Raw genomic sequence first — 22,221 nt, forward strand, 5'->3', positions numbered from 1 at the left:
ATGAACAAACGCGCGCGGCCTAAGTCTATGGCGAGTCAGCGGTTTCGTGAGGATTATTAGTGGTAGTTAGCTTAAAATTGCCGATCGTCGTAAAAATGGATTTTGTATGCACAAGCGCAATTCGGAATCCAAAAGTAATTATGCCTAGGCATAATTGTTATATATGTATTATTAATATAGTTGTTAGTTTCGATAGAGTTAGTAGTAGAGGAGATTATTTTAATGAAACTGGAACAGGTCATATCACCAGTTAACAATCAGTTACTGTCTGATTATTGGGTTGCTAGCGAGAAGCTACAACCATTTTTTCAATATGAGTACAACGACCACTCATTTAAAAATCGTGCAAAGTATTTAAAAGGCAAATTTTATGATGTATACGAATTAAGCAATATTATTCGTTCGTTTATGGAGCCATTAGGACTTTCAGAAAAAGTTGAAGAGAATTTATCGAATTTAGAAAATGGTGCACTGGCTGTCGTTGGTGGGCAACAAGCTGGAATATTAACTGGTCCATTATATTCTGTTCATAAAGCAATTTCAGTTATTTTACTTGCAAAACAACAGAGTGAAAAACTCGGTATCAACGTAGTACCGATTTTTTGGATTGCAGGAGAAGATCACGATTTAGAGGAAATTAACCATACTTTCACTATTCATAATGGTGAAGTGAAAAAGCGTACGTATAGTAAGCGTTCCAATAAAAAAACAATGGCTTCAACAACGCCAATTGACCATAAAGAGATGAAAGATTTACTTTCAATTATTTTCAGGGATTTTGGGGAGACAGAACACTCTCTCAAGCTTTACCATTCTGTGTTAGAACAAATGGATCAAAGTACAACGTTTACGCAATTCTTTGCACGCATAATGAACTCATTATTTCAGCAAGAAGGTCTATTATTAATCGATGCAGCCTATGGACCGTTCCGTCAATTCGAATCATCGTTCTTCCAAAAAATTATTGATCGCAATGAAGAAATTGCCGATTTAGTAGTGGCAAAAGAACGTTTATTTAACGAAATAGGCTATGGAATGCCAATTGGGGCAACAGAAAACAATGCGAATTTATTCTTTGTACAGGAAGGCGAACGTTTCTTACTTGAAAGAAATGAACAGATGTACGAGAATGCAAGTGCAAATGTAAAAATGACAAAAGAAGAACTTCTGGATATTGCGAAAAATAATCCGACAAGTTTAAGTAATAATGTTGTCACTCGTCCTTTAATGCAAGAGATGACAATCCCAGTTCTTGCGTTCGTTGGTGGCCCTGGGGAATTAGCATATTGGGCTACGTTGAAAGACGCATTTGAGTTATTAGATTTACAAATGCCTATTTTCGCACCGAGGTTGAATATTACATTAGTGACAAACAAAGTTGAACAATTATTAAATGAATACCAGCTATCAATTGATCAAGTATGGAATGGTCAAGTGGAAGAGTTGAAAAATAAATTTATTGAAAGTGTACAAGATGAAAAAGCGAAAAAGCAGATTGAACAATTACAACATTTGATTCATACACAATACGATGAATTACAATTACACTTAACGAACCAACAAATTCATTTAGATGATTTAGTGGGAAAAAATAAAAAATATCATGAAATGCAATTTGATTACTTAAGTAAAAAAATTGAACAATATGTCTTAATCCAACATGATAAAACCCTTCGTCAATTCAATACGATTCATGATGAGCTTTTCCCTAGTGAAAATTATCAAGAGCGTGTATTTAATCCGTATCAATATTTAAATGAATATGGTGTTTCTTTGATTACAGACATATTACAATTACCATTAGAAATTACAAACTCACATTATATTGTTCATTTATAATGGGGATATAAATTTTATACTAAAACTAGCTTTGAATGAATCACTATAACTTTAGTAATGCAAAAAGCGGGCACTTTAACCTAAGTGTCTGCTTTTTTTATGCCATTTTTCATAAGCTGATATGCAACCAAAAGTGCAATTTACATATTTTGAAAAAAGTTATGAACATTACAATGAAAATTGTGGAGGAAAGTGGGGGGATGTGGTACATTATTAACTAAAGTGGGGTGAGTAGCATGTTCATGGGGGAATATCAACACTCTGTTGATACTAAAGGACGACTAATTGTGCCATCAAAATTTCGTGAGCAATTAGGTAATACATTTGTTATTACTCGCGGACTTGATAACTGTCTCTTTGGATATCCTATGGATGAATGGCGAAAACTCGAAGAAAAATTAAAAGAATTACCAATGACAAAAAAAGATGCTCGAGCATTTGCTAGATTTTTCTTTTCAGGTGCAACAGAAGTGGAAATAGATAAACAGGGACGTATTAATATCCCATCTACACTCTCTACTTATGCAAAAATTGAAAAGGAATGTGTTGTTGTAGGGGTTTCAAGCAAAATAGAAATATGGGCAAAAGATGCTTGGGAAGCTTACTTTAACGATGCTGAAGAATCGTTTAATGAAATAGCAGAAAACTTAATTGGATTTGACTTCTAAGAAAAACTAGAAAAGGGGCTAATTTATGTTCGATCATACAACCGTATTATTAAAGGAAACTGTTGATGGATTGAACATCAATCCTGATGGAATTTATGTGGACTGTACTTTAGGAGGTGCAGGACATAGTGAATATTTAGTACAACAACTATCATCAAAAGGTCGTTTAATATGTTTTGACCAAGATATGATAGCTATCGAAAATGCAAAAAAACGTTTAGAAAACTATCTCGATCGTGTTACATTTGTTCATTCAAACTTCCGATATCTTAAAGAAGAACTAGCTAATCTAGATATCCCGAAAGTAGATGGAGTTCTATACGATTTAGGTGTATCCTCACCTCAGCTTGACACACCAGAACGTGGATTTAGTTACCACCACGACGCACCACTTGATATGCGAATGGACCAAACTGCCGAACTTACTGCCTTCCATGTTGTAAATGAGTGGCCATATGAAGATTTAGTGCGAATTTTCTTCCGTTATGGAGAAGAAAAGTTTTCAAAACAAGTTGCCCGTAAAATTGAAGAGGCAAGAAAAAATGCACCGATTGAAACAACGGGGCAATTAGTGGAACTAATCAAAGATGGAATTCCGGCGGCTGCTCGTAGAAAAGGCGGACATCCTGCAAAACGAATTTTCCAAGCAATTCGCATTGCGGTAAACGATGAATTAGGCGCAGCAGAAGATTCACTCACTGATGCAATTGACTTACTGAATATTAATGGACGGATTAGTGTAATTACTTTCCATTCATTAGAGGATCGCCTTACGAAAACAATTTTTAAAGAGGCTTCTTCCTTACCAGATTTACCACCCGGATTACCAGTCATCCCAGAAAATGTCAAACCAACACTAAAACTTATAACGAGAAAACCAATTCTACCTTCTGAAGAGGAGTTAGAAGCGAATAATCGTTCAAGATCAGCAAAACTAAGAATTGCAGAAAAAATTAGTGAAAAAGGACGTGGGTAAATGGCAGTACGTGTAAGACAACAATCATATATTGAACAATCAGAAGTAATAAAGCATCAGCAGCCCTCTCTTAAACCGAAAAAAAAGAAAAAAATAATAACAGCTAAAGAAAAATTTCTGTATATTGCTTTTGTAGTTGTTGTAGCCCTTTTTGCAGTAACGATTTTACACAAACAGAGTTCTATTCAACAAACAACAATTGAAATACAGCAAGTTGAAACAGAAATTGCAGAAGTAAAAAATCAAAATGTCGATTTAAAAGTTCAAGTAAGTGAACTATCGACATATGAAAGAATTTGGGAAAAAGCAAAAGAACTCGGTTTAACTCTTAATGAGAAGAATGTAAAGGTAGTGCCGGGCGAATGAAAAAGAAAAAATTTCGTTTCCAATGGGGAGCCTTTCTAATGTTATTACTTTATGGAGGGCTCTTTTTTCTATTATTCGGTAGGATTTTTTATATCCAATCAACAGGTGAAGTAGAAGGACAAGTATTAGAGGCAAAAGCGGCTGCATTGTATGGAAAAGAGGCCGTTCTAACAGCTGAAAGAGGAAAAATATATGACCGAGGCGGTAATATCATCGCTGAGGACACATTGAGTTATCGTCTCATTGCAGTTGTTAGTCCAAAGGCAACGACTAATTCAGAAAAACCTCAACATGTATCAGATTATAAAAAAACAGCAGAAATCTTAGCGAAATATATTGACATGGAAGAATCTAAAATCTATGAAATTCTTTCTAATGGAGCAGAAAAAGAGAGATGGCAAGTTGAATTTGGAACTGCAGGACGAGGAATTAGTCATGATGTTATGAGGAAAATAGAGAAAGAAGAATTACCAGGGATAGTTTTTGCAAGCGATACAAAACGTTATTATCCAAACGGTATCTTTGCCTCACATCTAATTGGTTTTGCTCAAAAAGAAGAGCAGAAAGATGGCACTTTTAAAACAGTTGGGAAAATGGGATTGGAATCCATTTTTAATAAGGAATTAACCGGGAAAGATGGCAACATGCAATATGAAAGTGACATTTTCGGTTTTCTACTACCTAATAGTGAAAAAATGGTAAAACCAGCGGAAAATGGGGACAATATTCATTTAACAATCGATAAAACAATTCAAAGCTTTTTAGAAGATGCTATGACTGGTGTCTATGAAGAGTACGATCCTGAATCAATGGTAGCTGTTGTAGCTGACCCAAAAACTGGTGAAATTCTGGCAATGACACAACGTCCAACATTTGATCCAGATACTCGAGTTGGATTAGACAACAACTGGTTAAATGAAGTGACTCAAATGGTAATTGAACCAGGGTCTACAATGAAAGTCTTTACACTTAGTGCAGCTATCGAAACAGGAAATTGGCATCCGAATGCGATATATCAATCTGGTCAATATACAATATTAGATAGTACAATTCGTGACCACAACTATGTTGGATGGGGTCCCATTACGTATTTAGAAGGATTTCAACGTTCCTCAAATACGGCAATCGCGTATATGTTAGAACAAATGGGTGATAAGACACTTATCAAATACTTAGATCGATTTGGCTTTGGTCAAAAGACAGGTATCGATTTACCAGGTGAAGTTACCGGAACAATATTAACGACTTATCCAATTAACCGAGTAACAACAGCATATGGTCAAGGTTCTACCGTAACTCCCATTCAATTGGTACAAGGAATGACAGCGATTGCTAATGACGGTAAAATGATGCAGCCATTTTTAATTGATAAAATAGTAGATTCGAATACAGGTGAAGTAATAAAAGATAATGAGCCAGTAGTTAAGGGCGAACCTGTATCTGCTGAAACAGCAAAACAAGTAAGAGAAATCCTTGCTTCTACAGTAACCTCTGAGGCAGGGACAGCAAAAAACTTTAAAGTAGAAGGATACGAAGTAGCAGGAAAAACAGGTACAGCTCAAATTTCTCGTTCGAATGGGGCAGGCTATTTAGATGGAAAAAATAATTATCTGTATTCATTTTTAGGTATGGCTCCAGCAGAAGATCCACAATTAATTGTGTATGTGGCAGTGAAAAAACCAATGCTTAAACTGACTGAATATGGTTCAGAACCAGTAGCAAAAGTGTTCACATCTGTTGTCCAAAATAGCTTGAAATATCTAAACATTAAACCTGAAGATGCAGCACAGGTCCAAACTGCGAAAGTGGGGAACTATGTCGGGAAAAGCTCTGAGTCAATGCAAGTGGAAATCGAAAATGAGGGATTAACACCTATCGTGATTGGAGAGGGTGGAGAAATTGTAGAACAATATCCTAAACAAAACTTGCAAATGACTAAAGGAAGTCTTGTATTTTTAAAGACGAAAGGGTCTGTTACTATTCCTTCTTTCGAAAAATGGTCATTAAGAAATCTCTTAATCTATAAAGCGATGTCCGGATTATCGATTGAAATTGTAGGGGAAGGATTTGTTGAAAGTCAAAGTGTTTCTCCTAATACAACGATCGTTGATTCTTCGCCAATTGTTGTTAATTTAAAAACACCGGAAGAGATATATTCAGTACCAGTTGAAGAAGAACCCGAAGCCGATGAAGAAGTAATTCCTCAAGATTAAACTAAACGAATCAAAACTGATGTTAACTAAGGCATTTTTTGAATACAAGTCCACTTCATTTCATACCTTGATAACAACGGGGTGATGTGTCTAATGAAGTGGATTTCGGCCATTTCAAAGAAGAGATTAAGATTAGTAGTTTTTGGATTTATATTATTTGGTATCGCGGTTGTCCTTCGACTGTTTTATGTGCAAATTATACAGCATGATAAGCTGACCGAACTTGCAAAGGCCAACTGGGATCGAGAAATTCCCTTTGCATCCGAGCGAGGGGAAATTACCGATCGTAACGGGGAAGTTCTCGTTACAAACAAGCTGGCTCCAACACTTTATTTTATGCCCGCACAAAACGATAATATCGAACAAGCTGCCAAGCAAATTGCACAAGTATTAAAACTTGATGAAAAAAAATTATACGAAAAAATGAATTCGAAAGATTATTTAGTAAAACTTGCACCTGAGGCCAAAAATATTACATATGAACAGGCAGTACAAATACAGGGACTAAAAATAGATGGACTTTATAGTGGTGTTGACTATGTACGCCACTATCCATATGGTAACTTATTGTCTCGATTTATTGGTTTTACCGGGTATGATACTCAAGGTCTAGCTGGAATTGAATTTCAATATGACAAGCTTTTAACTTCAAAATCTGCAGCGATTCGCCTGTTTACAGATGCAAAAGGTAATGCGTTACCTCATGTGGATGACGAATGGCGTGAAGGTGATCAAGGCGCAACTGTAGAATTAACCATTGATTTAGAAATTCAACAAGTAGTTGAAAGAGAATTAGCACAAGCTATGACTAAATACAATGCGGATCAGGCATTAGCAATTGCGATGAATCCTAATACTGGTGAAATTTTAGCTTTATCTTCTTATCCAACTTATGATCCGTCAAATTTTGAAAAAGTTGATTCATCGATTTATAATCGAAATTTACCGGTTTGGATGACGTACGAGCCTGGGTCAACCTTTAAAATTATCACATTAAGTGCTGCTCTTGAAGAAGGGGTAGTTAACTTAGAAAAAGAAAAGTTTTATGACAGAGGCTATACAATGGTTGAAGGTGCAAGACTACGATGTTGGAAGCGTGAAGGACATGGAGATGAAACCTTTTTACAAGTTGTACAAAATTCTTGTAACCCTGGGTTTATTGAAATGGGGCAACGTGTTGGTTCTGATAAATTAATGGAATACATTAAAAAATTTGGCTTTGGTGAAACAACAGGTTCTAACATTGCAGGTGAAGCATCTGGTATTTTATTTTCAAAAGAAGCCTTTGGTCCTGTTGAACATGCAACCACATCATTTGGTCAAGGTATTGCAGTAACACCTATCCAACAAGTGCAAGCTGTTTCAGCGGCCATAAATGGGGGTAAATTATATACACCTTATGTTGTTTCAAAAGTTTATGATCCAGAAAGTGGAAAGTTAGTTGTTGAAAATAAACCAGAGTTGAAACGAACTGTAATAAGCGAGGATACATCAGAGAAGGTTAGAAATGCACTAGAATCAGTAGTAGCAATAGGTTCAGGCCGCCAAGCATATCGTGATGGTCTACGAATTGGTGGGAAAACGGGTACAGCGCAAAAAGTTGAAAATGGACGATATAAAGATGGAGATTATATTGTTTCATTTATCGGTTTTGCACCTGCAAACAATCCTGAAGTTGTAGTTTATGTTGCAGTTGATAGTCCAAAAAGTTCAGTTGTCTTTGGTAGTACAATTGCTGCACCAATTGTAGGACAAATCATTGAAGACATTGCGCCAAAGCTTGGCATCAAGGAAGATAAAGAAGGGCAACTTGAAAAGGATTATCGTTGGGGAGATCCTATTACAGAACGTCTTCCTAATTTTATAGGACTTTCATCAGACGAAATTATGAAATTACAATACCCATATAAAATTGAAGTGCATGGAGACGGAAAAATTGTGACAGGTCAGTTACCAGAACCAAACAATGTAATTGAAGTTGACGGCACTGTCCATCTTTATTTAGGTGAAGAAACAGATGAAACGAATTAGGACTTTTAAAGTGGACAAAAAACAACTATTATAATGAAGGATTCAATAAATGATATAAAGAAGTTTTAAAGGAGATCTAACATGACAATCGCAACAACAATAACCATTTTAGCCATATCTTTCATAGTTTCTGTGGCATTAGCACCAATTACAATACCGATACTTCGCCGTTTGAAGTTCGGGCAAAGCATACGAGAAGTTGGGCCACAGTCACATATGAAGAAGGCTGGCACTCCAACAATGGGCGGTATAATTTTCTTAATTTCGATTATTGCTACAACGGTGATTGTTGGAAATGTATTTAGTATATTTACGACTCAAACAGTTGTTTTACTTCTTGTATTAATCGGTTTTGGATTAATCGGGTTGTTAGATGACGGAATAAAAGTCGTATTTAAACGTAATTTAGGTTTAACATCAATACAAAAATTAGTAGGTCAAATCGTGATCTCCATTGCAGCGTTTTTACTTTTGCGATTAGGTACTTTCGATACTTCAATTACTATTCCATATACCGATTTATCAATCGACTTAGGTATTTTATATGCAGCATTCTTAATTTTTTGGTTAGTAGGATTTTCAAATGCAGTCAACTTAACAGACGGACTAGATGGGTTAGTTGCTGGAACAGCATCAGTTGCTTTTGCAGCATTTGGGGTAATCGCATTGTTTAACCAACAATCTGACGTTGCTCTATTTACTTTTTCTGTAACGGGCGCATTATTAGGTTTCCTAATTTTTAATGCAAATCCAGCGAAAGTATTTATGGGTGATACAGGTTCTCTTGCTTTAGGTGGAGCGTTAGCGATGGTCTCTGTATTAGTCAAAGAAGAATTGTTACTATTATTAATTGGTCTCGTTTTCGTAATTGAGACATTATCGGTTATTTTACAAGTTGGTAGTTACAAATTACGTGGTGGAAAACGTATTTTTAAAATGGCACCAATTCATCACCATTTTGAATTATCAGGATGGGATGAAAAAACAGTGGTAGCTGTCTTTTGGTCAACAGGACTAGTTCTTGCATTATTAGCAGTCGTATTGGAGGCATTACTATGATAGAGTATTCAAAATTACAACATAAAAAAGTATTAGTACTAGGTCTTGCCAAAAGTGGTGTTAAGGCGGCAGAGCTCCTACATGAGTTAGGAGCTTTTGTAACTGTTAACGATTCGAAACCGTTCGATGAAAATCCAAGTGCTCAGGGCTTACTTGAAATGGGAATCACAGTTATTTGTGGTCGACATCCAGAAGACTTATTAGACGAGGGCTTCGAATTAATCGTAAAAAATCCGGGTATTCCATATAGTAACCCAATTATTGCTGATGCTATTAGTCGTCAACTACCTGTAATTACAGAGGTAGAACTTGCTTATTTAGTGAGTGAGGCGCCAATTATCGGGATTACAGGTACGAATGGTAAAACAACTACGACAACGTTAGTGTATGAAATGTTAAAGAATGGTGAAAGACAGCCTTTAATCGCTGGAAATATTGGTACTGTTGCATGTGGAGTTGCAGCGACAGCAACAACAGAAAATGTTATTGTCACTGAATTATCATCCTTTCAGTTAATGGGTACGATCGAGTTTAAGCCGAAAATTGCCATTCTAACAAATTTATATGATGCGCATCTAGATTATCACGGAACATTTGAAGAATACGTAAAAGCCAAGTTTGCCATTACTAAAAATCAAGATGAGAATGATTGGTTGATTTACAATGCCGGTCAAGAAGTGGTACAACAGTTTGCTCAACAATCAAAAGCAAAAAAAGTACCATTTAGTTCAGAAGGACGAACTGAAGAAGGGATTAGCGCAGATGAAACAACTGTGTATTGGCTAGGCGAACCGATTTTTGAAAGAAATAACATAGCATTGCCCGGGAAACATAATCTAGAAAATGTACTGGCAGCTGTTGCAGCATGTATCATTTATGGCTGTGATCAATCAAAAATGATTGAAGTTTTATCAACTTTTTCAGGCGTCCGTCATCGTACACAATTTGTGCGTGAGTGGGATGGAAGAAAATTCTATAACGATTCAAAAGCAACCAATTGTTTAGCAACAAAAGTTGCACTAGATGCTTTCAAACAACCGATTGTTTTATTAGCAGGGGGGCTTGATCGCGGACATTCCTTTGAAGAATTGCGAGATTCTATGAAGAATGTTAAAGCTGTTGTAGCCTTTGGGCAGACGGGAGAACGTTTCATAGAGTTTGCGAAGTCATGTGGTATTGAAAATACAGTGAATGCAGACAATGTAGAAGATGCAGTTAGTAAGGCAGCAGACATTTCTGAAATTGGAGATGTTGTACTATTATCACCTGCATGTGCAAGTTGGGACCAATACCCTAACTTTGAATTCCGTGGAGATTTATTTATTGAACATGTAATGAAATTGTAATTGAAATGATTCATAAATTGCAATGCGTTTGTTATATTTTACTGTTAAGTTAGTTAATGACCATATATACATCTTTTTCATTGTGTAAAAAGTACTAAAGCAGAAAGGATGCCTTAGCTGAAGTTTTATTATAAGAGGCTCTTCATTATTTCAGCAGTATTGTTATCAGTAATAGGGATTATTTTTATCTACTCTGCTGGTACTTACTGGAGCTCCGTTCACTATGAAGGTGAAGTACCGTTTTATATTAAACAATCCATCTATTTAGGATTGGCATTAACGGTTTTCTTCATCGTTACGAGAATGAACATAATCACAGAAGAAAAAACTTGGGTTACATTTTACATCCTATCTTTAGTTCTTTTAGTACTAGTACTCATTCCAGGAATAGGTATTGTCCGAAATGGATCTCGTGGTTGGATTGGTGTCGGACCACTGACAGTACAGCCAGCTGAAATCGTTAAGATTACAACATTAATGTATTTAAGTTTCTTGTTAAGTAAAGTTAGAAATGATGAACGAGTTGTACAAATTAAACATTTCTTAATTATCATCATTCCATGTGCGTTAATGATGTTGCAACCTGATTTTGGATCCGTATTTATTTTGGTCGTTTCTTCATTCGTATTACTTTTTATCGCAAGATATCCAATCAAATTATATATTGGGTTTATTGCAGTTGGAGTTGTTGGTTTGGTTGGATTAATTGCTTCTGCTCCATATCGATTAAAACGAATAGAGGCATTTATCAATCCGTGGGCCGATCCATTAGGTAGTGGATTCCAGGCAGTACAATCTTTATTAGCAATTGGTCCTGCGGGGTTATTAGGACACGGCTTCCAAGAAAGTAGGCAAAAGTTTTTATATTTACCCGAGCCACAAAACGATTTTATTTATTCGATTATTTTAGAGGAAATCGGTTTTTTAGGTGGTTGCGTTGTACTTGCATTGTTTGGGTTATTTATATACTCAGGAGTTGGACTAGCAATCAATTCCGTTAAAAGTTCTGACTTTTATGCGATGGCTGCTCTTGTAAGTATGGTAGGGTTCCAAGCATGTTTAAATATTGGTGTAGTAATTGGCCTAATTCCAGTAACAGGTGTTACATTGCCATTTATCAGTTATGGTGGAACATCGTTAATGATTATTTGGTTTGTTGTAGCCATTATCGTTTCCTTTGCAAGTCGAACCGAACGATCTTGATCCGTAATTTTTGTCAATTAAATAGGTTAATTTTATTAAAGTAATTGAGAGAGGAGTAAAAATATGGAGAAGATTATAGATATCGAAGACCGTATACCAACATTACGAGAAAAAAGAAAAAAAAGAACGAATAGAAAATTTATTGTATTAGTCTCCTTATTTTTTCTCACATTATTTTTACTCCTTTATTTTCAATCTCCATATAGTGAGATTAAAACAATAAAAATTACCGGTTCTGAACTTGTTCAAAATGAGGAATACTTGGAATTATCGGACTTAAAAGTGGGAAACTCCATGTGGGGATTTCGTTCTAAAGAAGTAGAGAAAGATTTACTACAACAAAAATGGATTAAAAACGCTGAAGTGAAACGCCAATGGTTAACAACTGTAGAAATCAACTTACAAGAATGGGATAAAGTAGCTTATATTTCGGAGGATCAAGTCTTTTATCCGATGTTAGAAAACGGATATGTCTTCAAAAAAATGAGTACTGTTGAACCAATTGATGCACCAGTATTTTTAGCATTTGATGATGAAAAATTAAGAAAGCGATTGTTAAAAGAACTTGGACAGCTAAAGCCAACAGTTTTAGCGTTAATATCTCAAATTAATGCAACCCCAACAAGTTCAGATCCATACGCCATTACCCTTTTTATGAATGATGGCTATGAGGTGCGAGCAGAAATTACATCTCTTTCGGACAAGCTAAACTATTATCCTTCAATTGTTGCACAAATTGAGAGTACTGGTGAATTTGAAAAAGGGATTATTGATATCGAAGTTGGTTCTTACTATCGCTCCTATTCTGATGAATATTCAGAAGTTGACTTTAACATCGATGATTTAGAAGAAGAGGATTTGGAAGAGGGAGAACAGGAAGTGATTACAGATGAAGAATCGATTCCCGAATAGAAAGTCACCTAAATTCACAAGAAAACAGTTCATTCTATTAATTGTCCTCATCACTACTGGATTTATAATCGGCTACTCGTATAACTTGTCAAAAGATGAAGTGAAAATTACAAATAATTTTTTACAACAAGATGAATCCTATCGAGAAGAATTGATTGATCAAAAAGAACGAAATAAAGAATTAATGGATGAGGTAAATCATTTACAAGAACAAATTCGTGATTATGAAAAATCTTTTGCTTCCAACCAAAATGAGTATGAGCAAATGGTAGATAAAGCTGAACAAATCCGCCTACTATTGGGTCAAATTCCAGCAGTAGGGGAGGGGATTAAAGTAACATTAAAAGATGGAGAATACAATCCAAATACAACCAATCCCAATGATTATATCGTTCATGAAAGTCATATATTTATGGTCATTAATGAATTGAGAATTTCTGGTGCAGAGGCTATTTCTGTCAATGGTCAAAGATTAAAGGCTAATTCATATATACGCTGTAATGGACCAGTTATTACAGTGGATGGAAAACAATATCCCGCACCTTTTGAAATTGCAGCGGTTGGAAATTCTGATACATTAATTGACTCTTTGCAAATGGTTGGTGGAGTTTTTGATCAACTATTAAATGACCAAATTGTAGTAACACTTGAAGAGAGTGGTAAGATTTCGATGCCTTCTGTAAATGAAGAAAGTTAAATAGATCCTACCCTCTACTCTTCAACACTTTACATATTTGATGGCTTCAATCTTTAAAACGATATATATATTAAAATGAAATGCTATTTGCAGAATTTCAAACGTGCACAAATATAGTTATCTAACCTCCTACCGATATCATAGAAGTTAGGTGATATGGGGGGATTTTGGAGGAAATAAAGTGAATAAGAAAATAATCGCTAGAATAACAATTGTGTCATTTATTATTGGCTTAATGATTGCAATTCAATATAATACCGTTCAAAAACCGACTGAACGAGATACCCGCGATATTTGGGAAGTAAGGCAAGAGTTATCAGAAGAGAAAAAGAGACAATCTGAATTACTTTCAGAAATATTGACTCTCAGCGAGGACGTTAAGGAATACGAAAGTTCGAACTCCAAAAATCAAGGACAAGTTTTACAAAATACACTTGAAGAGTTAAAACGTGAAGCTGGTCTTTCCCCTGTATCCGGCCCGGGCTTGACCCTAAATATTCGTCCCTCTATGGAATTAATCGAATTTGGGTATCAAGTAGAACCTATTACTCCTGAATTACTTATCCGTTTAGTGAATGAAATCTTCCGTTTTAATGGTTTATATATGGAAATCAATGGCCAAAGAATTGTTCATACTACTGCAATTCGTGATATCAATGGAGATACAACGGTTAATAGCATACCTATTAATGATACAGAGGTAGAAATAAAAGTAATTACAGAAAGCTTTGAAATGGCTGAGAAACTTTATAGTTACTTATATGCCTCAGGATTTCAAGATGATTTTTATATCGATAATCTTGATTTAGTCATTAATAAGGCACAGGATAAAATTACCATTACAAAATTTGACGGTGAACTTGTAAACTCATATTTAGTGGAAGAAAATAAAGGGGATTAGAGTATGTGGTTACCATTATTAGGATTAATATTAGGACTAGCCTTAGGTCTCTTAACCGATATTCAAATTCCTGCAGTTTATGAAAACTATTTATCTATTGCAGTATTAGCTGCACTTGATACATTATTTGGGGGAATACGGGCTCATTTACAACAAGTCTATGATGATAAGGTTTTTGTATCTGGATTTTTCTTTAATATCGCGTTAGCAGCAGGCCTTGCATTTTTAGGAGTACACCTAGGAGTTGACCTATATTTAGCTGCGATTTTTGCCTTTGGAGTGCGGTTATTCCAGAATATAGCTGTCATTCGACGAATTTTGATAACAAAATGGGAAGACAGACATAAAAATGGGATGAAAAATCAGTAAAATAGCGGTAAAATTGAATAGTATATATTATTTTATTTAGACATTGATATAAAACTACAATACAATGAAAAGTAGGAGTATTCGAAGGAGGTGCGGTAGTTTGAATCATGAAAATATTTATATCTCACTTGATATTGGATCGTCGTCTATTAAAGTTTTAATAGGTGAAGTGAGTGACAACAACATTCATGTTATAGGCGTCGGCAATGTAAAATCAAACGGAATTCGAAAAGGTACTATTGTTGATATAGATGCAACGGTCCAATCAATTAGAAAAGCCGTAGAACAAGCTGAACGTATGACTGGACTAGCAGTTGAAGAAGTAATATTAGGTATACCCGCAATTCAAACTTCACTAAAATCCGTTAAAGGTGTAGTCGCCGTTAATAGTGAAAATCGTGAAATTACAGATGATGATTTAGAACGAGTGATTGATTCGGCACAAGCAATGTCTGTGCCACCTGAAAGTGTTTTGGTAAACATCATACCGCGTCAATTTATTGTTGATAATTTGGATGAAATCAAAGACCCCCGTGGGATGATTGGAATCCGTTTAGAAATGGATGCAACGATGATTACCACTTCTAAAACAATCGTGCATAATGTATTAAGATGTGTTGAGCGAGCAGGTTTACAAATAAGAGAAATTTATTTGCAACCGCTAGCAGCTGGTCATCTAGCATTATCTGAAGACGAAAAAAATCAAGGTACTGCTTTTATTGATTTAGGTGGTGGCTCAACAACTATCGCAGTATTTGAAGACGGATTATTAAAACATACAGGAGTTGTGCCAATCGGCGGCGAACATATAACTAAGGATTTATCGATTGTGCTAAAAACTCCAACTGAACAAGCCGAACAAATTAAGAAACAATTTGGACATGCCTTTTACGATGATGCATCAGATGAAGAACTATTTGAAGTTCCTGTTGTTGGAACCGATACTACTGATCAGTTTAGTCAAAGATTTATTTCAAATGTTATAGGAGCACGTTTAGAAGAACTATTTGAAATGATTTTGGACAAGTTGGCTGATATGGGCGTTCGTGACCTTCCGGGTGGCGTAGTTATTACAGGCGGTGTAGCACAATTAGAAGGAATTGCACCATTGGCTAGACAAGTAATGCAAACTCGTGTAAGAATATATACCCCTGATTATATCGGCGTACGGGAACCATCTTATACGACAGCAGTCGGACTAATACAATATGCACATGATGAGGATGAATTTTATGGTAGAAGCCCGAGTGAAGCGCCAGTTTACGCTACAGCAGGGGCAGGGAATACTCCTCCTAAAAAACAATCAAATGCATCAGAAAAAGCCGAACAAACGAATAAGACAAGCGTGATTGACAAAGCGAAAAGACTATTTGATAAATTTTTCGAATAACTTGATAGATTCATATTAACTAAGTTTTAGAGTAGTAGGAGGAGAATACTATGTTGGAATTTGATACTAGTATCGACCAACTAGCTAATATCAAAGTAATTGGTGTTGGCGGTGGCGGTAATAATGCAGTAAACAGAATGATTGAACATGGCGTACAAGGTGTAGATTTTATTGCGGTAAATACTGATGCACAAGCTTTAAATCTATCAAAAGCTGAGTACAAGCTACAAATTGGGGGAAAGCTTACTCGTGGATTAGGTGCTGGTGCTAATCCTGAAGTAGGTAAAAAAGCCGCTGAAGAAAGCCGCGAGCAAATTGAAGAAGTACTTAGAGGGGCCGATATGGTCTTCGTAACTGCCGGTATGGGTGGTGGAACTGGTACAGGTGCGGCTCCGGTAATCGCATCCATTGCACGTGATTTAGGTGCTTTAACAGTTGGTGTTGTTACACGTCCATTCTCGTTTGAAGGCCGTAAACGTCAAACACAAGCTATTTCAGGGATCGCAGCAATGAAAGAAGCTGTAGATACATTAATTGTTATTCCAAACGATAAATTATTACAAATCGTTGATAAAAGCACTCCAATGCTTGAAGCGTTCCGCGAGGCTGATAATGTATTACGTCAAGGGGTACAAGGTATTTCTGACTTAATTGCTACACCAGGTTTAATTAACTTAGACTTTGCTGACGTAAAAACAATTATGTCTGATAAAGGTTCTGCTTTAATGGGAATCGGGATTGCAACTGGTGAAAACCGTGCGACGGAAGCTGCTAAAAAGGCAATCTCAAGTCCATTATTAGAAACATCTATTGATGGTGCAAAAGGTGTTATTATGAACATTACTGGTGGATCTAATTTAAGCTTATTTGAAGTTCAGGAAGCTGCAGACATCGTAGCATCTGCTTCTGATGAAGAAGTAAATATGATCTTCGGTTCTGTCATTAATGAAAATCTTAATGACGAAATTATCGTAACTGTTATAGCTACTGGTTTCTCTGATGATATTATTAACCAACGTGTCCAAAATTCACGTCCTGCGATGGGTAACAGAGTTGCACAAACTCAAGCTCCGCAACCAACAATTAGAGAACGTGTACAAGAACAACCAGTACAACAAGAACCAGTACGTCAAACTCAAAATAATAACTATCAGCAAGATGATATGTTAGATATTCCAACATTCTTAAGAAATCGTAATAGAAATCGTCACTAATAATATGTTAAAAAGTGCTGTTCAGAAAGTAGTATTTCTGAACAGCACTTTTATTTATTTAGGAAAAAGTAAATTCAAAACTGTAGAACAGTATACTTGAATATTATGAAATTCGAATGAAATCGACTAAATCCAGGGTTTAAGGGATTGGTCGGTTTTTTTGGCGGATTGAAGCAAAAATCTTTAAGTAGACCTGCAAATAGAAATGGTGGTTTTGTCGCATACTGGCGATAATTTACCCTTTTCTTCTATTTTAAGGAAGTATTTTGTCTAAAAGATTTTAGTTTTTTGTACGATGGTTTGACATTTTCTTCAAGGAACGAGTGTTAATCTATCAATAGGAGGACGCTAAAATGATTGGAGAATTACTCGTACTATACAATACGTTGTTCAACTATTTTTTATTAAAATTTGCACAAGAAATAACGGGATTGTATGTAAAGAGGAGTAGGTTACTCCTGAGTGCATTTTGTAGCGGACTAATCGCAGCCATCTTACATCATTCCTATTTTGGAGCATTATTGAGTTTCGTTGTTTTAATAGGATTCGCATTTTCATTTAGAATTCAATCGTTGTTAAGGCAGGGTACAGTACTTTTAATCTCAACCTTTTTCCTAGGTGGGGTATTAACAAGTTTACTACCTTTTTTATTAGCAAGATCAGGGATTACATTCTTTATTCTATGTACCTCAATTGCGTTTTTAAGTTTAACAGCGATACATTCCAAATGGCGAAGCATAATGCAAACGAAAATCCAGTCTTCATTTGTTGTAGATTGTGAACTTCTATTATTTGAACAATCCTTCTCTTTGAGAGGTTTTATTGATACTGGTAATGAGTGTATTGAACCAATGAGTGGTAAACCAGTTCACTTTCTATCCTACAATGCTGTAGCCAAAACCCTACCTGAAGATTTTCATAAGGCATTGCTCGAATGGGATGAAAAAAATCCATATCAACTAACCATGTTTCCTGCATACGTCTACCCGAAAATTAGAGTGTTAACGCTTTCAACTGTTCAGCAAGAACGTTCGACTGTCTTAGCATTTCGATTTGACCAATTAAAAATAAGTGGGACAACTAATAAGGAAATTGTTGAACAATATGTTGTGTTTACAAAAAATGATGCGAAATATCCACAAGACGCACAAATCATACTACATGTTTTAGCACTTTAACTTTTTTCAGCTGGTAACTCAGCATTAGCTGAAAGTAGTTAAGGCCTCCAGCGAATGTCACTATGTTAATTGAACAGGGCTTTGAGCAACATGTTGCATGACGCCAAAGCAAATTTAATCATAAGCATAAAGGGGGAAAATGATTGTTTAAAAATATAATATCTTTTTTTAGAAAAATTTGGAGTAGATTTCGCACTAGAGGAACCTACTATATAGGAGGCCATGATTCCTTGCCAGTACCATTAACTAGAGAAGAAGAAACAACAGTTATTGAAGCCTTTATGAATGGTGATTTAAGAGCTAGAGATACATTGATTGAAAGAAATTTACGTCTAGTTGTATATATTGCTAGACGTTTTGACAACACAGGAACTCCAATTGAGGATTTAATTAGTATCGGATCCATTGGACTAATTAAAGCAATTGAAACATTTAATACAGAAAAAAATATCAAACTTGCCACATACGCTTCACGTTGTATTGAAAATGAAATTTTGATGCATCTACGTAAAACAAGCCGTATGAAAGGTGAAGTATCGTTAGATGAGCCATTAAATTCAGATCCTGATGGGAATGAACTATTACTATCAGATATTCTAGGAACAGAAGAACAAATCATAATGAATGACGTAGAAAAGAAAATTGAACGTGCAACAATGTTTAATGCTATTAATGGATTAAGTGAACGCGAACGTTATATTATGGAATGCCGATTTGGTTTAAATGGAAAGCAAGAAATGACTCAAAAAGAAGTTGCTGACCATTTAGGAATCTCACAATCGTACATTTCACGTTTAGAAAAGAAAATAATTTTAGATTTAAGAGAGCACCTAAATCAGCCAATATCCTAATAATCTAATCTATGTGTAGTAGGCGTGCGTAAGACGCTACTGCACATAGATTTTATTGCTCTTAGGAATTCTTAATTTTGTTAAAGGTAGAAATGTAGGAGGATTAAATAAAAAAAGAATCAGGTTAGTAAAAGTGTTATTGATTTTGTTGGATATAATTGGACGAGTCAAAATGTGCATATTCTTTTCTGTTTCGGACAAACTTAAAAAACAGTTCAGAGACATAAAAAAAGTTCGGAGGAAAAGAAGATGGTACGTACAAAAGTAGAGCTTTGTGGTGTTGATACAGCTTCTTTACCGGTTTTAAAGCACGAAGAGATGAGAGAGCTGTTTGTTCGCTTGCAATCAGGCGAAACATGGGTAAGAGATGAACTTGTATTCTGTAATCTGCGTCTAGTTTTAAGTATTGTCGGAAGATTTTCTTATCGCGGAGAACAGGCTGACGACCTATTCCAAGTAGGGTGTATTGGTTTATTAAAAGCAATTGATCATTTTGATTTAAAGCATAATGTTAGATTTTCAACATATGCTGTACCAATGATTATTGGTGAGATTAGAAGACATCTACGTGATCATCATGCACTTAGAGTCTCTCGTTCACTAAGAGATATTGCCTATAAGGCGATGCAAGCAAAAGAAAAGTTCATATCAGAAAATTTATATGAACCAACAATTGAACAACTTGCAGAAGCAATAGAGATGAAAAAAGAAGATGTATTATATGCTTTAGATGCTATTCAAGATCCACTATCATTACAAGAACCTATCTATTCAGATGGTGGAGATGCCGTATATATTATGGATCAATTACGCGATGACGATGTATCAGAAGATCAATGGGTTGCGTATGTAAGTGTAAAAGAAAGTATGCAAAAATTAGATGAAAGACAACAAATGATTTTATCAAAACGATTCTATTATGGTGAAACACAGACTGAAATCGCCAAATCACTAGGTATTTCTCAAGCACAAATTTCAAGATTAGAGAAAAATGCTATTGAGACAATGCAAAAAGACTATAAAACGAATTAACATCCAACGCACTTATTTATAAGTGCGTTTTTATTTTTATTTTATCGAAATAGTAAAAAAGTAAGTGTTTTAAATAAATGAAACAAAAAGAATGCTTATTTACGTCTGAATTTCATAGGATAATTAAGGGATTTTTGAGAAAGGAGAATTCTTTTGCGTTTTTCAACAGTCCAACAAAAAGAAATTATCGAGGCGGAGAGCGGGCGTTTCGTTGGTTATGTAATTGATGCGGAGGTAGATGAGAGTACAGGTAGAATTGTAGCATTTTTAGTGTCTGAACCAAAAAAGTTTCTTTCATTTATGAACAGTGAGGAATCTGTAAGGAAAGTAAGTATTAACGATATACTTGTAGTTGGGAAAGATGTCATATTAGTTAAAGCAATTTACGATTAAATTCGCTATTCATTGAAAATTAGTTAGTTCATTGTTACAATGAAGTAGTGAAGACTTCCATCTGTGGGGGATTTTTCTTCCCCACCTATGGAAAAAGTTCAACCTGTATATTCAAACCTAGAGTTTTTCTCATAAAATCATCAAAATAAGATTGTTTTTTGAGTGTTAGGACGAGAGTATTGACGGGCATTAAAATGAATATTGGTAGTTTTTGTCGACCTAACCGTTTTAGCGGCATAAATTCTAATAGTAAAGTTGGGAATAAATTGACTAAGATTAGTAATAATTTAGAAGAAATAAATAAAAAAATTGAAAATGCAAAACAAAAAGCGAATGTAACTCAAGATGTTAAGATTATTGCAGTAACTAAACAAGTTTCTACTGAAAGAACAATCGAAGCACTTGAAACAGGACTAGTTCATTTGGGGGAAAACCGTCCAGAAGGATTATTGTCAAAAAAAGAAGTCATTCAAACGAAAGCTAAATGGCATTATATTGGATCACTTCAAACTAGAAAAGTAAAACAAGTCATCAATGAATTAGACTACTTACACTCCTTAGATAGAATGAGTTTAGCAGAAGAAATTGAAAAACGTGCTGAGCAAACAGTTAATTGTTTTGTACAAGCAAATGTATCTGGAGAAGAATCCAAACATGGTCTTTCTAAAGAACAAGTAATTCCATTTATTCAATCATTACATGAATTCAAAAAAATTCGTATTGTTGGCTTAATGACGATGGCACCGAATACTGAAGATGAAGCAACGATTAGAAAAGTATTTCGTGATTTAAAACAATTACAACAAGAAGTTGTGGCATTAGAATTACCATATGCACCTTGTAATGAATTATCGATGGGAATGTCTAATGACTATGTAATTGCTGTAGAAGAAGGCGCAACATTTGTAAGAATAGGTACAGCTCTTGTTGGATAGAAAAGAGGGAAGCAAATGAGCATGAAAAATAAGATTAAAAATTTCTTTTATTTAGAAGAAGAGGAAGAAATTGAATCACAGCCACAAATCCAACAAGTTCCTAAGCAACAACATGAGTATACAGTTGTAAAGACACCACGTGCTAAAAAGGAACGAAAATTTAATAGTACGGAACAACCGCCGCTTAACGTTGTTAGTTTACAAGCTGCTAGTTCGATGAAAAATTCAAAAGTAGTCATTGTTGAACCTCGTGTTTATGCTGAAGCACAAGATATTTCAGAGCATTTAAAAAATAAAAGAGCGATTATTGTAAATCTACAACGGATCGATCGCGAACAAGGTGTTCGCATCATCGACTTTTTAAGTGGTACTGTCTATGCATTAGGTGGAGATATCCAAAGAATTGGAAACGATATCTTTTTATGTACACCTGAAAATGTTGAAGTCACTGGAGAAATTTCAAACTTTATGAATGACCAATTTCAATAACATTCGACGCGAGACGCACATTTTAAGGATGTTGTAACAGTAGCGGAAAAATCGAATGAACTTACCTGCGTAAATTGTGAATCATATGAAAAATATAAGCAAGTACATAACTGTGCGCAGTAGAAGGTTGCTTGCATTGTATAGAAAACAATAATTCTT

21 protein-coding genes are annotated in these 22,221 nt (G+C 35.3%); all 21 read left to right on the forward strand.

Going from position 1 to position 22,221, the window contains the following annotated elements:
* The first annotated feature begins 222 nt into the window (after positions 1-222).
* The 21 genes from bshC (at position 223) to JOD29_RS07550 (ending at position 22,062) form a co-directional block, all read left to right on the forward strand.
* Positions 223-1,839, forward strand: a complete 1,617-nt coding sequence (gene bshC, locus JOD29_RS07450; protein WP_124764103.1) for a bacillithiol biosynthesis cysteine-adding enzyme BshC — start codon at positions 223-225, stop codon at positions 1,837-1,839.
* A 236-nt stretch (positions 1,840-2,075) separates the two neighbouring features.
* Complete coding sequence (mraZ, locus tag JOD29_RS07455; protein ID WP_124764102.1) at positions 2,076-2,507, forward strand: division/cell wall cluster transcriptional repressor MraZ; 432 nt, start codon at positions 2,076-2,078, stop codon at positions 2,505-2,507.
* 25 nt (positions 2,508-2,532) lie between these two features.
* On the forward strand, positions 2,533-3,483 hold the full coding sequence (gene rsmH, locus JOD29_RS07460) for a 16S rRNA (cytosine(1402)-N(4))-methyltransferase RsmH (protein WP_124764101.1): 951 nt from the start codon (positions 2,533-2,535) through the stop codon (positions 3,481-3,483).
* The gene (ftsL, locus tag JOD29_RS07465) at positions 3,484-3,849 is read left to right on the forward strand and encodes a cell division protein FtsL (RefSeq protein WP_124764100.1); all 366 of its coding nucleotides are present in this window, start codon (positions 3,484-3,486) and stop codon (positions 3,847-3,849) included.
* A complete protein-coding gene (locus JOD29_RS07470) occupies positions 3,846-6,062 on the forward strand; it encodes a penicillin-binding protein (protein ID WP_192894207.1) in 2,217 nt (738 codons plus the stop codon). The genes ftsL and JOD29_RS07470 overlap by 4 nt, the downstream gene beginning before the upstream one ends.
* A gap of 93 nt (positions 6,063-6,155) precedes the next feature.
* A complete protein-coding gene (locus JOD29_RS07475) occupies positions 6,156-8,093 on the forward strand; it encodes a stage V sporulation protein D (RefSeq protein WP_124764098.1) in 1,938 nt (645 codons plus the stop codon).
* Positions 8,094-8,174: 81 nt separating this feature from the next.
* On the forward strand, positions 8,175-9,152 hold the full coding sequence (gene mraY, locus JOD29_RS07480) for a phospho-N-acetylmuramoyl-pentapeptide-transferase (protein ID WP_124764097.1): 978 nt from the start codon (positions 8,175-8,177) through the stop codon (positions 9,150-9,152).
* Positions 9,149-10,498: a UDP-N-acetylmuramoyl-L-alanine--D-glutamate ligase gene (gene murD / locus JOD29_RS07485; RefSeq protein ID WP_124764096.1), complete on the forward strand. Its 1,350-nt coding sequence runs from the start codon at positions 9,149-9,151 to the stop codon at positions 10,496-10,498. Before mraY ends, murD begins: the two co-directional genes overlap by 4 nt.
* Positions 10,499-10,615: 117 nt before the next feature.
* Positions 10,616-11,701 (forward strand): FtsW/RodA/SpoVE family cell cycle protein, encoded by a 1,086-nt coding sequence (locus JOD29_RS07490; protein ID WP_239585625.1) that lies wholly within the window; start codon positions 10,616-10,618, stop codon positions 11,699-11,701.
* A gap of 63 nt (positions 11,702-11,764) precedes the next feature.
* Positions 11,765-12,613, forward strand: coding sequence for a cell division protein FtsQ/DivIB (locus JOD29_RS07495; protein WP_124764094.1), 849 nt, complete (start codon positions 11,765-11,767; stop codon positions 12,611-12,613).
* A complete protein-coding gene (locus tag JOD29_RS07500) occupies positions 12,591-13,310 on the forward strand; it encodes a DUF881 domain-containing protein (RefSeq protein WP_124764093.1) in 720 nt (239 codons plus the stop codon). The genes JOD29_RS07495 and JOD29_RS07500 overlap by 23 nt, the downstream gene beginning before the upstream one ends.
* A gap of 181 nt (positions 13,311-13,491) precedes the next feature.
* Complete coding sequence (locus JOD29_RS07505) at positions 13,492-14,211, forward strand: DUF881 domain-containing protein (RefSeq protein ID WP_240033596.1); 720 nt, start codon at positions 13,492-13,494, stop codon at positions 14,209-14,211.
* Between the two features lie 3 nt (positions 14,212-14,214).
* On the forward strand, positions 14,215-14,580 hold the full coding sequence (locus JOD29_RS07510) for a small basic family protein (protein ID WP_124764092.1): 366 nt from the start codon (positions 14,215-14,217) through the stop codon (positions 14,578-14,580).
* A 100-nt stretch (positions 14,581-14,680) separates the two neighbouring features.
* Positions 14,681-15,970: a cell division protein FtsA gene (ftsA, locus tag JOD29_RS07515; protein ID WP_124764091.1), complete on the forward strand. Its 1,290-nt coding sequence runs from the start codon at positions 14,681-14,683 to the stop codon at positions 15,968-15,970.
* 50 nt (positions 15,971-16,020) lie between these two features.
* Positions 16,021-17,184 carry a cell division protein FtsZ gene (gene ftsZ, locus JOD29_RS07520; protein WP_124764090.1) on the forward strand — a complete coding sequence of 388 codons (1,164 nt, stop codon included), beginning with the start codon at positions 16,021-16,023 and terminating at the stop codon, positions 17,182-17,184.
* A gap of 353 nt (positions 17,185-17,537) precedes the next feature.
* On the forward strand, positions 17,538-18,362 hold the full coding sequence (locus tag JOD29_RS07525) for a sigma-E processing peptidase SpoIIGA (RefSeq protein ID WP_124764089.1): 825 nt from the start codon (positions 17,538-17,540) through the stop codon (positions 18,360-18,362).
* A gap of 143 nt (positions 18,363-18,505) precedes the next feature.
* Positions 18,506-19,213 carry an RNA polymerase sporulation sigma factor SigE gene (sigE, locus tag JOD29_RS07530; protein ID WP_124764088.1) on the forward strand — a complete coding sequence of 236 codons (708 nt, stop codon included), beginning with the start codon at positions 18,506-18,508 and terminating at the stop codon, positions 19,211-19,213.
* Between the two features lie 249 nt (positions 19,214-19,462).
* A complete protein-coding gene (gene sigG / locus JOD29_RS07535) occupies positions 19,463-20,245 on the forward strand; it encodes an RNA polymerase sporulation sigma factor SigG (protein ID WP_124764087.1) in 783 nt (260 codons plus the stop codon).
* A gap of 153 nt (positions 20,246-20,398) precedes the next feature.
* Positions 20,399-20,638, forward strand: coding sequence for a PRC-barrel domain-containing protein (locus JOD29_RS07540; RefSeq protein WP_124764086.1), 240 nt, complete (start codon positions 20,399-20,401; stop codon positions 20,636-20,638).
* A 266-nt stretch (positions 20,639-20,904) separates the two neighbouring features.
* Positions 20,905-21,573 carry a YggS family pyridoxal phosphate-dependent enzyme gene (locus JOD29_RS07545; RefSeq protein ID WP_124764141.1) on the forward strand — a complete coding sequence of 223 codons (669 nt, stop codon included), beginning with the start codon at positions 20,905-20,907 and terminating at the stop codon, positions 21,571-21,573.
* 15 nt (positions 21,574-21,588) lie between these two features.
* Positions 21,589-22,062: a cell division protein SepF gene (locus JOD29_RS07550; RefSeq protein WP_124764085.1), complete on the forward strand. Its 474-nt coding sequence runs from the start codon at positions 21,589-21,591 to the stop codon at positions 22,060-22,062.
* Positions 22,063-22,221: the final 159 nt, after the last annotated feature.

The organism is Lysinibacillus composti (assembly GCF_016908465.1).
In the GTDB taxonomy this organism is placed as follows: domain Bacteria; phylum Bacillota; class Bacilli; order Bacillales_A; family Planococcaceae; genus Ureibacillus; species Ureibacillus composti_A.

Excerpts from the sequence above, each read along its gene's own strand:
- bshC (WP_124764103.1), top strand. The coding sequence starts at position 223 with ATGAAACTGGAACAGGTCATATCACCAGTTAACAATCAGTTACTGTCT.
- mraZ (WP_124764102.1), top strand. The coding sequence starts at position 2,076 with ATGTTCATGGGGGAATATCAACACTCTGTTGATACTAAAGGACGACTA.
- rsmH (WP_124764101.1), top strand. The coding sequence starts at position 2,533 with ATGTTCGATCATACAACCGTATTATTAAAGGAAACTGTTGATGGATTG.
- ftsL (WP_124764100.1), top strand. The coding sequence starts at position 3,484 with ATGGCAGTACGTGTAAGACAACAATCATATATTGAACAATCAGAAGTA.
- JOD29_RS07470 (WP_192894207.1), top strand. The coding sequence starts at position 3,846 with ATGAAAAAGAAAAAATTTCGTTTCCAATGGGGAGCCTTTCTAATGTTA.
- JOD29_RS07475 (WP_124764098.1), top strand. The coding sequence starts at position 6,156 with ATGAAGTGGATTTCGGCCATTTCAAAGAAGAGATTAAGATTAGTAGTT.
- mraY (WP_124764097.1), top strand. The coding sequence starts at position 8,175 with ATGACAATCGCAACAACAATAACCATTTTAGCCATATCTTTCATAGTT.
- murD (WP_124764096.1), top strand. The coding sequence starts at position 9,149 with ATGATAGAGTATTCAAAATTACAACATAAAAAAGTATTAGTACTAGGT.
- JOD29_RS07495 (WP_124764094.1), top strand. The coding sequence starts at position 11,765 with ATGGAGAAGATTATAGATATCGAAGACCGTATACCAACATTACGAGAA.
- JOD29_RS07500 (WP_124764093.1), top strand. The coding sequence starts at position 12,591 with ATGAAGAATCGATTCCCGAATAGAAAGTCACCTAAATTCACAAGAAAA.
- JOD29_RS07510 (WP_124764092.1), top strand. The coding sequence starts at position 14,215 with ATGTGGTTACCATTATTAGGATTAATATTAGGACTAGCCTTAGGTCTC.
- ftsZ (WP_124764090.1), top strand. The coding sequence starts at position 16,021 with ATGTTGGAATTTGATACTAGTATCGACCAACTAGCTAATATCAAAGTA.
- JOD29_RS07525 (WP_124764089.1), top strand. The coding sequence starts at position 17,538 with ATGATTGGAGAATTACTCGTACTATACAATACGTTGTTCAACTATTTT.
- sigG (WP_124764087.1), top strand. The coding sequence starts at position 19,463 with ATGGTACGTACAAAAGTAGAGCTTTGTGGTGTTGATACAGCTTCTTTA.
- JOD29_RS07550 (WP_124764085.1), top strand. The coding sequence starts at position 21,589 with ATGAGCATGAAAAATAAGATTAAAAATTTCTTTTATTTAGAAGAAGAG.